Annotated in this window: 9 protein-coding genes; 4 read left to right on the top strand and 5 right to left on the bottom strand. The window is 65.3% G+C overall.

Going from position 1 to position 15955, the window contains the following annotated elements; translation table 11 throughout:
- The first annotated feature begins 39 nt into the window (after positions 1 to 39).
- On the top strand, positions 40 to 417 hold the full coding sequence (gene rplL, locus ASE50_RS07950; RefSeq protein WP_056002613.1) for a 50S ribosomal protein L7/L12: 378 nt from the start codon (positions 40 to 42) through the stop codon (positions 415 to 417).
- A 249-nt stretch (positions 418 to 666) separates the two neighbouring features.
- On the top strand, positions 667 to 1761 hold the full coding sequence (locus ASE50_RS07955) for a TonB family protein (RefSeq protein ID WP_056398192.1): 1095 nt from the start codon (positions 667 to 669) through the stop codon (positions 1759 to 1761).
- Between the two features lie 34 nt (positions 1762 to 1795).
- Here the strand turns inward: ASE50_RS07955 and ASE50_RS07960 are convergent, their stop codons facing one another.
- The 5 genes from ASE50_RS07960 to ASE50_RS07980 form a co-directional block, all read right to left on the bottom strand.
- On the bottom strand, positions 1796 to 3208 hold the full coding sequence (locus ASE50_RS07960; protein ID WP_056398195.1) for a M16 family metallopeptidase: 1413 nt from the start codon (positions 3206 to 3208) through the stop codon (positions 1796 to 1798).
- Position 3209: 1 nt separating this feature from the next.
- Positions 3210 to 4619 (bottom strand): M16 family metallopeptidase, encoded by a 1410-nt coding sequence (locus tag ASE50_RS07965; RefSeq protein ID WP_200909499.1) that lies wholly within the window; start codon positions 4617 to 4619, stop codon positions 3210 to 3212.
- Between the two features lie 19 nt (positions 4620 to 4638).
- Complete coding sequence (locus ASE50_RS07970; RefSeq protein WP_056398198.1) at positions 4639 to 4869, bottom strand: helix-turn-helix domain-containing protein; 231 nt, start codon at positions 4867 to 4869, stop codon at positions 4639 to 4641.
- Positions 4869 to 5369, bottom strand: coding sequence for a DUF2975 domain-containing protein (locus ASE50_RS07975; RefSeq protein WP_162236658.1), 501 nt, complete (start codon positions 5367 to 5369; stop codon positions 4869 to 4871). Before ASE50_RS07975 ends, ASE50_RS07970 begins: the two co-directional genes overlap by 1 nt.
- Before the next feature lie 90 nt (positions 5370 to 5459).
- Complete coding sequence (locus ASE50_RS07980; RefSeq protein WP_156347357.1) at positions 5460 to 6593, bottom strand: hypothetical protein; 1134 nt, start codon at positions 6591 to 6593, stop codon at positions 5460 to 5462.
- 325 nt (positions 6594 to 6918) lie between these two features.
- On the opposite strand from ASE50_RS07980, the gene rpoB reads away from it, so the two are divergent.
- Both rpoB and rpoC read left to right on the top strand, forming a co-directional pair.
- Complete coding sequence (gene rpoB / locus ASE50_RS07990; RefSeq protein WP_056398210.1) at positions 6919 to 11064, top strand: DNA-directed RNA polymerase subunit beta; 4146 nt, start codon at positions 6919 to 6921, stop codon at positions 11062 to 11064.
- Between the two features lie 126 nt (positions 11065 to 11190).
- Positions 11191 to 15471, top strand: a complete 4281-nt coding sequence (rpoC, locus tag ASE50_RS07995; protein WP_056398213.1) for a DNA-directed RNA polymerase subunit beta' — start codon at positions 11191 to 11193, stop codon at positions 15469 to 15471.
- Positions 15472 to 15955 lie beyond the last annotated feature (484 nt).

The following is a 15955-nucleotide window of genomic DNA, read 5'->3' on the forward strand; positions in this document are numbered from 1 at the left end:
TCCGACCCATTTACCCCTATCTGATTTACGGAGAATATCATGGCTGACCTCAACGCAATCGTCGACCAGCTGAGCGAACTGACCGTCCTCGAAGCAGCTGAACTCTCGAAGCTGCTCGAAGAAAAGTGGGGCGTTTCGGCCGCTGCTGCCGTTGCTGCTGCTCCGGCCGCTGGCGGTGGCGCCGCTGCCCCGGCTGCTGAAGAGCAGACCGAATTCGACGTCATCCTGACCGGCGACGGTGGCAAGAAGATCAACGTCATCAAGGAAGTCCGTGCCATCACCGGTCTCGGCCTGACCGAAGCCAAGGCGCTGGTCGAAGGCGCTCCGAAGGCCGTCAAGGAAGGCGTCAACAAGGACGAAGCCGCCAAGATCAAGGCGCAGCTCGAAGGCGCCGGCGCAACCGTCGAAGTCAAGTAAGCTGCAGACGGGACAGCGGACCCCATGGGTCCGCTATCTCCGTCAAGGCCGGCCGGCGGGCCGCAAGGCCCGACCGACGGGATGGAATTCACTTCCATCCCGGCTTGGCGACAAAGAAGAGGGGCGATCCGGCGACGGGTCGCCCCTTTTTTTGTCCAACGCCGGCAAGGTCCGACCATCGAGCCCGCGCAGCAATCGAAGACCGGCGGCGCCTTGCGCCGGTAACAAAACACCCGCATCCTTCAGGCCATGGCAATCGTATCGCTCGCGCTGTTCCTGACGGCGGCCACCACGTCGGTCGTACCCCCGCCGCCCCAGCAACGTCTGGCCCGCTGGACGCCCGGTCCGGTCCGATGCGGCGGTACCGTCATCGATCCGGTACGACTGGTCCGGTCGCGCCCCGAACTGGCTTGGGGCGAAGTACCGTTGAAGGTGCTCACCTTGCGCTTCCGCATCGATGCGAGCGGTCGGCCGCTGTCGATCAAGCGGGACGGCAGCAATGATTTCATCCCGTTCGGCAGCGATCTCGTCCCGGCCTTCGCCGCATCGCAGTTCGCGTCCGGCAGTCCGCGAAACGACTGCGCGATCGACTATACGATCGAACTGACCACGCTTGCGACGGCGGACCGGGCCGACCTCATGGCCTATTCGCTCGATCCGAGCAGTGGCCCGTTACCCCCCGAAGGGTGGGACCGGATCACGCCACCCGATACAGATTGCCGGCGTCGGCCGTATCCGGCGGACCTGTTGCGCGCCTTTCCCGATTTCGACAAGCTTCCCGGCACGCCGGGCGAACGGCAATGGTCGATGACCGGCTACGACCTCGACAAAAAGGGTCGCCCGATCAACGTGCGAACCGTTGCTGGTACCGGCGATGCCGCACTGGATGCGGCGTCGCGCAAGGCCGTCGCGAAATCGCGTTTCGTCGCAGGTGCGCGTACCGGCTGCATGTACCCCTATTGGCGTGGCCCGCTCCGGATCGCGGCACCACCCGCTCCGCCAGAAGATGCGTTCGGTCCAACGCCGCACTGCCCGACCGCGCCGTGGGTCCAGCAACCACGGCTGATCTATCCGCCGGCGTGGAACCGCCGTTCGATCGAAGGATGGGTGGTGGTCCAGTTCGATGTCGCCCCTTGGGGCGAAGTCGGCAACACGCGGGTGCTGGCAAGCGAGCCGGCCGAGGATTTCGGTCGGGAAGCGATGCAGGTGGTCCGCACCGCGCGTCGCGCGCCGTCGACGACCGGTGCGAGCGGCTGTATCGAACGCATCCGCTTCGCGATCCGACCGCCCGGAGCAGCCGCCAGCGCCGACGTGCCGCCGCCACCGCCGGTGGTCATCGAGTAACGCCGGGGCGGATCGCGCCGCCCCGGCGTCCCGGTTAGGGGACCGTCACCGTCTGCACCGGCACGCCTTTCAGCTCCGGCAGTGCGCCCAGTTGCGGCTTCACCTTGGCCAGATCGCCGACCACGACCAGCGTGAACTTGTCGAGCGGCAGGCTCTGCCGGATCGCGCTGCTGAACTGCGCGTCGCTGACCGCCATGGTCGCCGGTACATAGCGGTCGAGCCAGTTGGCCGGCAGGCCCAGCGCGTCGCGCGTCACAAGTTGCCCGATCAGCGAGGCGCTGTCCGAACTGCGCAATACGAACAGCCCGGCATTGTAGCTGCGCATGCCGCCGGCTTCCTCGGCGCTCGGCGGGGTCGATTGCAGCGTCCGGATTTCGTGGAACACTTCCTTTAGCGACGCGCCGGTCACCGCGGTCGTCACATCGGCATCGAACGTCCAGCGCGCGTCACCCGGGCGCTGGGCGATCCCCGATCCGGGCGAATAGGTATAGCCCTTGTCCTCGCGAATATTGCGGGTGATCCGCGACGAGAAGCTGCCGCCGAGCAGCGCATTGGCGACGCGTAGCGGAATGTCGCCGTCGCTTCCGGCCAGCGGCGATGCCCAGTCGAGCCGGATCGTCGATTGCGGCGCATCCGGCCGGTCGACCAGCAACACACGGGGTCCCGCCGCGGCGGTCGGCACCAGCGACAGACGTGCCGGCCCCTTCTGCCAATCGCCGAATGCCTGCTGCACGGCGGCCTTCACCTTCGCCGGATCGAACCGTCCCGCGACATACAGCCGCGCGCGCTGCGCACCGAAATTGGTGGCGTAGAAGCGCTTCACCTGATCGAGCGTATAGCCGTTCAGCTGCGCAGGCGTCGGCAGGATGCGACCATAGGGATGGTCGCCATAGGTCGCACGGGCCAGCGCATAGTCGGCCAGCATCCCCGGCTGCGCCAGCGACTGCGTCAGTGAGCGCGCGCTGTTCGCCTTGACGCGATCGAACTCGCCGGCCGGAAAGGTCGGATGACGGGCGACGTCACCGATCAGCGCAACCGCCTGCGGTGCGAATTCGCTCAGGCCGCTCATGCTGATCGACGTGCCGGTATAGCCGACCCGCACGCCCAGATTGCCGCCCATGCCGGCGGCGGCGGTGGCAAGCGCCGCCGAATCGCGATTGCCGGCCCCTTCCTTCATCATGCTGCCGGCCAGATCGGCGAGCCACGGATCGCGGCCTTCCTCCAGATTGCCGGCATAGACCTGCAACACCATCGTGACCTTCGGCGCGTTGCCATAGGGAATCAGCGTCACGCCCATGCCATTGGGCAGGGTGTAGGTTTCCGAGGCGGGCACGGTGAATGGCTTGGGCGCACCGATTTCGGGCGCGGGGAGTGCCGGCGGCGGGGTTTGTGCGGCAAGCGGCGCGGCGATCAGCGCAAGGCCGGCGAGAAGGATCGAACGGCGCATCTCACTTGCCTCCCTTGGCGGCACTGCCGGGCACGATGGTGTAGATCGAACGGTTGGTCGGGCGCAGATACTCCTGCGCCGTCTTCTGGATCAGCGCGGGGGTAACCTTGGCAAAGCCTGCTTCGATCCGGTTCACCGCCTGCGGATCATTGTCGAACAGCGCATAGACGGCGAGCAGGTCGATCAGCCCGACGCGCGTGCCGCCATCGACCGACGAATACAGGTCGGAGCGCAATTTGGTCCGTGCCCGGTCGAGTTCGCCCTGCGTGACCGGGGTCGTCCGCAATTGCTCCATGACGCCATCCACCGCCTGCCGGATTTGGGCGTCGGTATATTGCGGATCGTGGGTGAAGTTGAATGCCCACAGCATCGGGCCGTTGTAATTATACATGTTGCCCAGCGAGGCATTGATCCCGCCTGACAGATCGCCGGTAATGCCGGTTTCGGACACCAGCTTGCGCGACAGGCGGCTGTCGTCGCCCTGCACCAGCATCTGATCGATCAGCCCCATCGCATACCATTCCGGCGTGCCGCGCGGCGGCATGTGATAGCCCGCCGCCCAACCGGGCTTGGGCGCCAGCGCGTCGACGCGGCTGCGGGTTTTTTCCGCGGTCTGGCGCGGCTCGGTCAGGTCGGGCAGCACGACCGGCGCGCCCTTTTGCAGCGGGCCGAAATATTTGCGGACCATGGCTTCGGCCCGGGCATAGTCGATATCGCCCGCGACCACGAGCACCGCATTGTTCGGGCGATAGAAGGCGGAGTGGAACTGCTTGGCATCGGCGACCGTCGCCGCCTCGATCTCCTTCAGATCGCCGTAGAAATTATGGCTGTTATACCAGTTGGTGTTGGCCAGCATCGGCAGGTCGATCCATGGCCAGCTGCCATAGGGCTGGTTGAGGACGTTGACCTTCACCTCATTGCCGACGACGCCCTGCTGGTTCTTCAGCACCGTGTCGTCGATGACCGGGCGGGCCATGCGATCGGCCTCCAGCCACAGAATGCGCTCCAGCGCGTTCGACGGCGCGATCTCGAAATAATTGGTGAAATCGAACCGGGTCGATCCGTTCAACACGCCGCCGGCATTGCTGATCGTGTTGATGAACACGCCCTTCGGTGCGTTCTGCGAACCCTGGAACATCAGATGTTCGAACAGATGCGCAAAGCCGGTGCGTTCGCGCGGTTCGACGCGGAAGCCGATGCCGTAATAGACGCCGACGGTGACCGTCGGGGCCAGCGTGTCGCGCGACAACACGACCTTCAACCCGTTGGGCAGCGTCAGGTACCGCATGTCGATCGCCAGCTTCGCCGGCGCGGTGGCGACGGGGCGCGATTGCGCCGCCGATACGGTCGCCGTCACCGGCAGCGCGGCCAGCGCCGCCCCCAGCAACAGCCGCTTCATGATACGCGTCATCGATCCCCCCTTTTGCTATTCAGTCGTCGGTATCGTTTTCCTCTGCCGTATCGGCATGGACCAGAATGTCGCCGGGCTGGCATTCGAGCACCCGGCAGATCGCATCGAGCGTGGTAAAGCGGATCGCCCGCGCCTTGCCGGTCTTCAGGATCGACAGGTTGGCGAGCGTGATATCGACCGCCTGCGCCAGTTCGGTGAGTGTCATGCGTCGGGCAAGCAACACTTCGTCGAGGCGGACCAGCACCGCCATCAGACCGTCCCCTCCAGATCCTCGCGAAGCGCCGCACCCTCGGCAAACACCCGGGCCAGCACGAACGCGACCAGCACCGACAACCAGCCCCCGATCGACAAGGACGAGCCGTCCGGCCCGACCCCGATGCCATCGAAGCGCGGCAGGATCGCGAACAACGGAATGTCGAGCAGCTGGATGGCGAGCAACGCCCAGCCGATCGCGCGCACCCGCCGGGCGTTGGGCGACGCGAACGTCTCCCCCGCCAGCACGGTGCGGAGGACGGCGATCAACCGCGAGAAGATGACATGAGCCGGCACCGACGCGACGACGCCGAGCAGCAACAGCGCACGGATGCCGCCAATCACGCGTTCGACATCGATCGCCGGATATTTGGCGGCCATCCGCGCGGCGAGCATGTCGTGCAACGGCAGACTGGCGATGGCCGCCAGCAGGAAAACGATCGCAAAGAGAATATTGAGCGCGAGCAACAGCCGCAGCACGCCGAGGGTCAATCGCAATATCCGGTCCCGCCGCCCCATGCCGCCCTCATTCCTGTCCGGTGCGGACGCTACCGGGTATATCGATTATCGCCAAGGGCGATGGCGGCGTTACGTGCGCCGCACCTGTCCATAGAGCCGCACTTCCAGCCGATCGGTCATGCGGTCGCCGCGATCGGTGAAGATCGGGGCGAGCTTGCCCTGCGGCGCGGCGGGACCGACCATGAACGCGGCGGTGGTGCGCGATTCGCGACCGTCCTCCCACCGATAACGCGCGTCGATCGCGATCATCGGCACGAAGAATGGCCGGTCCCGCGCGGTGACGATGTTCACCGCCACGCGTGGAAGGGTCATCGTCGCCTCCAGATGCCGCTGCTCGCCCGCACCCAGCGCGAACGGGTCGAGCCCGCGCTTGCCGTCATTGGCGAAGAAATCAGCGATCGCGTCGTCCTGTCCGGCATGGGCGGTCAGCAACATCGTCGCGACGCTGACCTCGGTCACCGGCATCGATGCCGGATTGCCGACCGTCAGGTCGAAATCGAGCAGGATGCGCTCACCTTCGGTCCCGACGCGGATCGGGGCGAGCTGGAATTCGAGGAACGGCCCCGGCGTCGGCGCGGGCGCGGCGGGGGGTGGCGGGACGACCGGCGCGGGGGGCGGCGGCGCGGCGCGCGGCGGGGCGGCCGGGGGTGCCGGTTCGGGCGGCAGGACCGGGACCGGCGCGGCATCGTCGACCACCGCCGCCGATCCGCGCTGTCGCCGGGCGAACAGCAGGGCCACGCCGGTCGCGACCACGATCCCGCCGAGGAACCACAGCCACCATGGCAGCGAATCGCCGGTCGGTGCCGGAGCGGGTTCGGCGGCGGCGGGGGTCGGGAGCGGGTCGGGCGTGGGCGAGGCGAGCGGCGTCGTCAGCACCTGCGGCGCTGCATAGGTCGCCGCCGGGGTCGGCACCGCCGTGGGGACGGCGACCGGGGTCGAAGTTGGCGAAGGTGTCACGCGCGGACGTGGCGCGGCCGGGGTCGGCGTGGCGGTCGGGACCGGGGCGCGGGGGGCGCGCGGGGTCGGCGTCGGGCTGGGGCGCGGCGTCGGGGTTGCGGTCGGCGTCGAAGTTGGCACCGGGGTCGGCACGACCTGCGGCGTGATGTCGTAGATCGGGATCGATCCGCCGGGTTGCGCCTGCTGCGCGGCGGCGGGTACGGCAAGAGTCGCGAGGATCGCCGCGCACGAAAGCTGGAACTGCATCGCCGCCCTGAACCGGGGTTTGCGCGCGAGCGTTAGCCCACCCGGCCCCCGGTTGCGACGAAACGGGTTGGTTCCACGGCCAGTCGAACCGGCGGCTGGCCCGCGTTGACACACTCCGCCACCGCTTCTATATGGACGGCTTGCGACAGGACCGGGAAAGAATGCGTCGTCGCGCAACGCATTCCATGCATAGGCCCGTCGCCATTCCAGGACGCTCGATCAGCTGCGGCCCATCATGGGTGACGCGGCTTTCGTCGTCCCGATCGCACGCCAGCCCGGTGGCAACCGGGCACGAGATTTGACTGCAAGCGAGGCCCACGACTCCATGGCGACCAAGGCAACCGCAACCGGCACGCACAAGCGCCGCATCCGCAAGGTGTTCGGCGACATCCACGAAGTGGTGCAGATGCCGAACCTGATCGAGGTTCAGCGCGAGAGCTATGAACAGTTCCTGCGTTCCGACCCGTCGATCGGCTATGTCTCCGGCCTCGAAAAGACGCTGCGGTCGGTATTCCCGATCCGCGACTTCGCCGGCACCGCCGAGCTCGACTTCGTCACCTACGAACTGGAAGATCCCAAGTTCGACGTGGAAGAATGCCGCCAGCGCGGCATCACCTATGCCGCGCCGATGCGGGTCACGCTGCGCCTGATCGTGTTCGAGGTCGACGCCGATACCGAAGCCCGGTCGGTGCTCGATATCAAGGAGCAGGACGTCTATATGGGCGACATGCCCCTGATGACGGGCAACGGCACCTTCTTCATCAACGGCACCGAGCGCGTGATCGTGTCGCAGATGCACCGGTCGCCGGGCGTGCTGTTCGACCATGACCGCGGCAAGACCCACGCCAGCGGCAAGTATCTGTTCGCCGCGCGCGTCATTCCGTATCGCGGGTCGTGGCTCGATTTCGAATTCGACGCCAAGGACATCGTCAACGTCCGCATCGACCGCAAGCGCAAGCTGCCGGTCACGTCGCTGCTCTATGCGCTGGGTATGACCGGCGAGGACATCCTCAACCACTTCTACAACCGCGTGACCTTCGTCCGTGGCGAAGGCGGCTGGCGGATTCCGTATGCGCCGGAAAACTGGCGTGGTCAGAAGCCGTCGTTCGACATCGTTGATGCGAACACCGGCGAAGTCGTGTTCCCGGCGGGCACCAAGATTTCGCCGCGCCTCGCCAACAAGGCGGGCAAGGACGGTCTGACCGACCTGCTGATCCCGACCGAGGAAATCTTCGGCCGCTACAGCGCCTATGACCTGATCAACGAGACGACCGGCCAGATCTATATCGAAGCCGGCGACGAAGTGACCGCCGAGAATCTCGAACTGCTCGACCAGGCAGGCATCGAGCGGATCGAACTGCTCGACATCGATCACGTGTCGACCGGTCCGTGGATCCGCAACACGCTGAACGTCGACAAGGCCGAGGAGCGCGAACAGGCGCTGTCAGACATCTATCGCGTGATGCGCCCTGGCGAGCCGCCGACGCTGGAAACCGCCGAATCGCTGTTCGCCGGCCTGTTCTTTGATCCCGAACGCTACGACCTGTCGGCCGTCGGCCGCGTGAAGCTGAACATGCGCCTCGACCTCGACGCGCCGGACACGGTGACCACGCTGCGCAGCGAGGACATCCTGGCGGTCGTCAAGACGCTGGTCGACCTGAAGGACGGCAAGGGCGAAGTCGACGATATCGACAATCTCGGCAACCGCCGCGTGCGGTCGGTCGGCGAGCTGCTGGAAAACCAGTATCGCGTCGGGCTGTTGCGCATGGAGCGTGCGGTCAAGGAGCGCATGTCGTCGGTCGACGTATCGACGGTCATGCCGAACGACCTGATCAACGCCAAGCCGGCGGTTGCGGCCGTTCGCGAGTTCTTCGGTTCGTCGCAGCTGTCGCAGTTCATGGATCAGACCAACCCGCTGTCCGAAGTGACGCACAAGCGTCGCGTTTCGGCGCTCGGGCCGGGCGGTCTGACCCGCGAGCGTGCAGGCTTCGAAGTCCGCGACGTTCACCCGACCCATTATGGCCGTATCTGCCCGATCGAAACGCCGGAAGGCCCGAACATCGGTCTCATCAACAGCCTCGCAACGTTCAGCCGCGTCAACAAGTACGGCTTCATCGAAACCCCGTATCGTCGCATCGTCGACGGCAAGGTCACGAACGACGTCGTGTATCTGTCGGCGATGGAAGAGCAGAAGCACACCGTCGCGCAGGCGTCGGCCACGCTGAACGAGGACAGCAGCTTCGCCGAGGAACTGGTGTCGGCACGTCAGGCCGGCGAATTCCTGATGGCGCTGCCGGAAAACGTCACGCTGATGGACGTTTCGCCGAAGCAGCTCGTGTCGGTCGCCGCGTCGCTCATTCCGTTCCTCGAAAACGATGACGCCAACCGCGCGTTGATGGGTTCGAACATGCAGCGGCAGGCCGTGCCGCTGGTGAAGGCGGAAGCGCCGTTCGTCGGCACCGGCATGGAAGAGACCGTGGCGCGCGATTCGGGCGCGGCGATCTCAGCCAAGCGCGCCGGCGTCGTCGATCAGGTCGATGCGGCCCGTATCGTCATCCGCGCGACCGGTGAGGTCGATGCGGCGGAGAGCGGCGTCGACATCTACACGTTGATGAAGTTCCAGCGTTCGAACCAGTCGACCTGCATCAACCAGCGTCCGCTGGTGAAGGTGGGCGACGTGGTGAAGGCCGGCGAAGTCATCGCCGACGGTCCGTCGACCGAGTTCGGCGAACTGGCACTGGGCCGCAACGCCCTCGTCGCGTTCATGCCGTGGAACGGCTACAACTACGAGGATTCGATCCTCATCAGCGAGCGGATCGTGAAGGACGACGTGTTCACGTCGATCCATATCGACGAGTTCGAAGTGATGGCCCGCGACACCAAGCTGGGGCCGGAAGACATCACCCGCGACATTCCGAACGTGGGTGAAGAAGCGCTGCGCAACCTCGACGAGGCGGGCATCGTGTATATCGGTGCCGAGGTCGAACCGGGCGACATCCTGGCCGGCAAGATCACGCCCAAGGGTGAATCGCCGATGACGCCGGAGGAAAAGCTCCTGCGCGCGATCTTCGGCGAAAAGGCCAGCGACGTGCGCGACACCTCGCTGCGCCTGCCGCCGGGCGTGTCGGGTACGGTCGTCGACGTTCGCGTCTTCAACCGCCACGGCATCGACAAGGACGAGCGCGCGATGGCGATCGAGCGCGAGGAGATCGAGCGCCTGAAGAAGGACTCGGACGACGAGCGCGGCATCCTCAACCGGGCGACCTGGTCGCGTCTGCGCGAAATGCTCGAAGGGCAGACCGCGACGGCCGCGCCCAAGGGCGTGAAGAAGGGCGTGGTCATCGACCGCGAGCTGCTCGACAGCGTCGAGAAGCACGAGTGGTGGCGCTTCGCCGTTGCCGACGATGCGGCGCAGGGCAATCTCGAAGCGGTCAAGGCGCAGTATGACGAGGCGGTGAAGCGGATCACCGACAAGTTCCATGACCGTCGTGAGAAGCTGGAGCGTGGCGACGAGCTGCCGCCCGGCGTGCTGAAGATGGTCAAGGTGTTCGTCGCGGTGAAGCGCAAGCTGCAGCCGGGCGACAAGATGGCCGGCCGTCACGGCAACAAGGGCGTCATCAGCCGCATCCTGCCGGCGGAGGACATGCCGTTCCTCGCCGACGGGACGCCGGTCGACCTCGTGCTCAACCCGCTGGGCGTGCCGTCGCGCATGAACGTCGGGCAGATCTTCGAAACGCATCTCGGCTGGGCCGCCCGCAACCTCGGCATGGAAGTCGCCCGGTCGCTGCGCGACTGGCGCGAGGCCAATCCGGACGCGGTCGGCGGCGAAATGCCGGCGGCGGTCAAGGATCGGCTGAAGGAGATCTACGGCGATCACTATGCCGAGGACATCGACAGCCGTTCGAACGAGCAGCTGGCCGAGCTGGTCCAGAATATCAGCACGGGCGTGCCGATGGGCACCCCGGTGTTCGACGGCGCACGCGAAAGCGACGTGTCGGACATGCTGGAGCTGGCCGGTCTCGACACGTCGGGTCAGTCGGTGCTGTTCGACGGGCGGACCGGCGACCAGTTCGACCGGATGGTCACCGTCGGCATCATCTACATGCTGAAGCTGCACCACCTCGTCGACGACAAGATCCACGCGCGTTCGATCGGGCCGTACAGCCTCGTTACCCAGCAGCCGCTGGGCGGCAAGGCGCAGTTCGGTGGCCAGCGTTTCGGGGAAATGGAAGTGTGGGCGCTCCAAGCCTATGGTGCCGCCTACACGCTCCAGGAAATGCTGACGGTGAAGTCCGACGACGTGGTCGGCCGCACCAAGGTCTATGAAGCGATCGTCAAGGGTGACGACACCTTCGAGGCCGGCATCCCGGAAAGCTTCAACGTGCTGGTCAAGGAAATGCGCTCGCTGGGTCTCAACATCGAGCTGGGCAGCATCGAAAAGCCGGAAGAACTGGCCGACGCGGCGGAATAAGCGACCAAATCTCCCTCTCCCCGCGTGCGGGGAGAGGGTCGGGGAGAGGGGTAGTCCACTACCCTCTCCGCACTTCCCCTCTCCCAACCCTCTCCCCTGAAGGAGAGAGGGCTATGAGGTAAGATCATGAACGAACTGACCAATTTCGCGAACCCGGTGGCCAAGCCGGAAACCTTCGACATGATCCAGATCGGGATCGCCAGCCCCGAGCGTATCCGCTCGTGGTCGTTCGGCGAGATCAAGAAGCCCGAGACGATCAACTATCGCACGTTCAAGCCTGAGCGGGACGGCCTGTTCTGCGCGCGCATCTTCGGTCCGATCAAGGACTACGAGTGCCTGTGCGGCAAGTACAAGCGCATGAAGTACAAGGGCATCGTCTGCGAGAAGTGCGGTGTCGAAGTCACGGTGTCGAAGGTCCGCCGCGAGCGGATGGGCCATATCGAACTGGCCGCGCCCGTCGCGCACATCTGGTTCCTGAAGTCGCTGCCGTCGCGGATCGGCCTGCTGCTCGACATGCAGTTGAAGCAGCTTGAGCGGGTGCTGTACTTCGAATCGTACATCGTCATCGAGCCGGGCCTGACCGCGCTCGAAAAGTATCAGCTCCTCACCGAGGACGAACTGCTCGACGCGCAGGACCAGTATGGCGAGGACGCGTTCTCGGCCGGGATCGGCGCCGAAGCGGTCAAGCAGATGCTGATCGACCTCGACCTCGAGGGCGAGAAGCGCGACCTGCTCGAAGAGCTGGCCGTCACCAAGTCGGAACTGAAGCCCAAGAAGATCATCAAGCGGCTGAAGGTCGTCGAGAGCTTCCTAGAGTCGGGCAACCGTCCCGAATGGATGATCCTCGACGTCGTGCCGGTCATTCCGCCCGAACTGCGCCCGCTGGTGCCGCTGGACGGCGGTCGCTTCGCCACGTCGGATCTGAACGACCTGTACCGCCGCGTCATCAACCGCAACAACCGGTTGAAGCGGCTGATGGAACTGCGCGCGCCGGACATCATCGTCCGCAACGAAAAGCGCATGTTGCAGGAAGCGGTCGACGCACTGTTCGACAACGGCCGTCGTGGTCGCACGATCACCGGCGCCAACAAGCGTCCGCTGAAGTCGCTGTCCGACATGCTCAAGGGCAAGCAGGGCCGCTTCCGCCAGAACCTGCTCGGCAAGCGCGTCGACTATTCGGGTCGTTCGGTCATCGTGACCGGGCCGGAACTCAAGCTGCACCAGTGCGGCCTGCCCAAGAAGATGGCGCTCGAGCTGTTCAAGCCGTTCATCTATGCGCGCCTCGACGCCAAGGGCCTGAGCATGACGCTCAAGCAGGCGAAGAAGTGGGTCGAGAAGGAACGCAAGGAAGTCTGGGACATCCTCGACGAAGTCATTCGCGAGCACCCGGTCATGCTGAACCGCGCGCCGACGCTCCACCGTCTGGGCATCCAGGCGTTCGAGCCGGTGCTGATCGAGGGCAAGGCGATCCAGCTTCACCCGTTGGTCTGCTCGGCGTTCAACGCCGACTTCGACGGCGACCAGATGGCCGTCCACGTTCCGCTGTCGCTCGAAGCGCAGTTGGAAGCGCGCGTCCTGATGATGTCGACCAACAACATTCTGTCGCCCGCCAACGGCAAGCCGATCATCGTGCCGTCGCAGGACATGGTGCTGGGCCTCTATTACCTGTCGATGGAAAAGACGAACGAGCCGGGCGAAGGCATGCTGCTGGGCGACATGGCGGAGGTGCATCAGGCACTCCACGCCGGTGCCGTCACGCTGCATACCAAGATCATCAGCCGCGTTCCGCAGACCGACGAGAACGGCAAGCAGTATCTCAAGCGCTATGAGACCACGCCGGGTCGCATGCTGCTGGGCGAAACGCTGCCGCACAGCCACAAGGTGCCGTTCGAAACGGTCAACCGCCTGCTGACCAAGAAGGACGTCGGCGACGTCATCGACGAGGTGTATCGCCATACCGGTCAGAAGGAGACCGTGCTGTTCGCCGATGCGATCATGGCGCTGGGCTTCCGCCACGCGTTCAAGGCCGGCATCTCGTTCGGCAAGGACGACATGCTGATCGCGCCGGACAAGGACAAGCTGGTCGACGAGACGCGCGACCAGGTGAAGGACTTCGAGCAGCAATATCAGGACGGCCTGATTACCCAGCAGGAGAAGTACAACAAGGTGATCGACGCCTGGAGCCGGTGCGGCGATCAGGTGGCGACGTCGATGATGGACGAGATCAAGGCGGTCCGCCGCTTCGAGGACGGTCCCGACAAGGGCCGCGAAAAGCCGATCAACTCGATCTACATGATGGCCCACTCCGGGGCACGCGGCAGCCAAGCGCAGATCAAGCAGCTCGCCGGCATGCGCGGACTGATGGCCAAGCCGTCGGGCGAGATCATCGAAACGCCGATCATCTCGAACTTCAAGGAAGGCCTGACCGTCCTTGAATATTTCAACTCGACTCACGGTGCCCGCAAGGGTCTGGCGGATACGGCGCTCAAGACGGCGAACTCGGGGTACCTCACCCGCCGTCTGGTCGACGTGTCGCAGGACTGCGTCATTATCATGGAAGACTGCGGTACCCAGCGCGCGCTGGAAATGCGGTCGATCATCGAAGGTGGTGCGACGATCGCGTCGCTCGGCGAACGCATCCTCGGCCGCACCACGGCAGAAGACGTCGTCGATCCGAAGACCGGCGAAGTCGTGTTCCCGACCGGAACGCTGCTCGACGAGGCGATGATCACCCGTATCGAGGGCATCGGGCTTCAGGCGATGAAGATCCGCAGCCCGCTGGTCTGCGAAGCCAAGGTCGGCGTCTGCGGCACCTGCTATGGCCGTGACCTTGCCCGGGGTACCCCGGTGAACATCGGCGAAGCGGTCGGCGTCATCGCGGCGCAGTCGATCGGCGAGCCGGGTACGCAGTTGACCATGCGTACCTTCCACATCGGTGGTGCGGCGCAGCTGAACGAACAGTCGAACCTCGAAGCGCCGGTCGACGGCACGGTCGAGTTCCGCGACCTGCGCCTGATCGAGGATCAGCGCGGGCGCCGGGTGGTGCTCAGCCGTTCGGGTGAGATCGCGATCGTCGACATGGACGGCCGCGATCTGTCGGTCCACCGCATCCCGTACGGTGCGTATGTGCTGTTCGACGATGGCCACATCGTCTCGCAGGGCGACCGCATGGCGGAGTGGGACCCGTTCACCGCGCCGCTCATCACCGAAACCGGCGGTACGGTGAAGTTCATCGATCTGATCGAGAACAAGACCGTCACCGAGCGCGTCGACGAAGCGACCGGCATCGCCCAGCGCGAAATCATCGAATATCGCGTGACGACCAAGTCGAAGGAGGATCTGCGTCCGCGCATGACCCTGCTCGATGCGAATTCGGGCGAGGCCGCGCGCTACATGCTGGCACCCGGCGCGACCCTGTCGGTCGAGGACGGTGCACAGGTGCAGGCGGGCGACGTTCTTGCCCGTGTCGCCCGTGAATCGGCCAAGACCCGCGACATCACCGGCGGTCTGCCGCGCGTCGCCGAATTGTTCGAAGCGCGTATCCCGAAGGAAGCGGCGATCATCGCCAAGGTTTCGGGCCGCGTGATCTTCGGCAAGGATTACAAGGCGAAGCGCAAGATCGGCATCCAGCCCGAGGATGGCGGCGATGTCGTCGAGTATCTGATCCCGAAGTCGAAGGTCATCGACGTTCAGGAAGGCGACTATGTCAAGCGCGGCGACAACCTGATCGGTGGTTCGCCGAACCCGCACGACATTCTGGAAACGCTCGGCATCGAGCCGCTGGCCGAATATCTGGTCAGCGAAATCCAGGGCGTCTATCGACTGCAGGGCGTGAAGATCAACGACAAGCACATCGAGACGATCGTTCGTCAGATGCTGCAAAAGGTCGAGATCACCGACGGTGGCGACACCACCCTGCTGGCCGGCGAACAGCTCGACCGCGACGAGATGGACGAAGCCAATGCGAAGCTTGCGCCGGGTCTGGCCCCGGCACAGGGCAAGCCGGTGCTGCTCGGCATCACCAAGGCGTCGCTCCAGACGCGGTCGTTCATCTCGGCCGCATCGTTCCAGGAAACGACCCGCGTCCTCACCGAAGCATCGGTGCAGGGCAAGATCGACAGCCTGAACGGTCTGAAGGAGAACGTCATCGTCGGTCGCCTGATCCCGGCGGGCACCGGTGCCGGCATGAACCGCCTGCGCGTGGCGGCATCGTCGCGCGACGCGGCGCTGCGGGCACAGCAAAAGGCGTTGCAGGGCTTCGTCGCGCCGCATTCGGCCGAGGAAGAGCGCGCCGCCGAACAGGCCCGCTCGCCCCGCGACGGACAGGGTGCCAATGATCCGCTGGCCGATGTCGTGCCGTCGGGCACCGGCACCGACGCCGATGCGGGCGAATATCTGAACGACTGATCGTTCGGGTTTTCGTGAAACGAACGAGCCGCCGTCCGGGCAACCGGGCGGCGGTTTCGTTTTGGGGGGGGTGGTGCGCATCACCGCCCCGTCACCCCGGGCTTGCCCCGGGCTCCCGCTTTTTTTGCAGCCGCGACGCCGGATCGACCAAGCCGGCCGACAACCGCGCCGTACCTCCGCGCGGGCGGGGTCTTCGCCCTGGCCCGTTAGCGGGATCGCCCTTCCGTTCGATGGGTGCCAGGAATAGCGTTCGATCCCTGTTCGTCACTCCCGCGCAGGCGGGAATCCATATACGCCAGCGTCGCGAATCCGGCTGAACCGTCAGCGTCTATGGATTCGCTGAGTTCACGAAAGAAGTGCACCATCGATAAGGTGGCAGCGCGAAGGGACGAGATTACAGGCAGCTCAGCCTTGACGAGCGGATCGAGATTGCCCGGCTGATGCAGTGTGGCTGGTCATGGCGACGGATTGGTGCTGCCGTTGG

It is taken from the genome of Sphingomonas sp. Leaf5 (assembly GCF_001421155.1).
In the GTDB taxonomy this organism is placed as follows: Bacteria; Pseudomonadota; Alphaproteobacteria; order Sphingomonadales; family Sphingomonadaceae; genus Sphingomonas.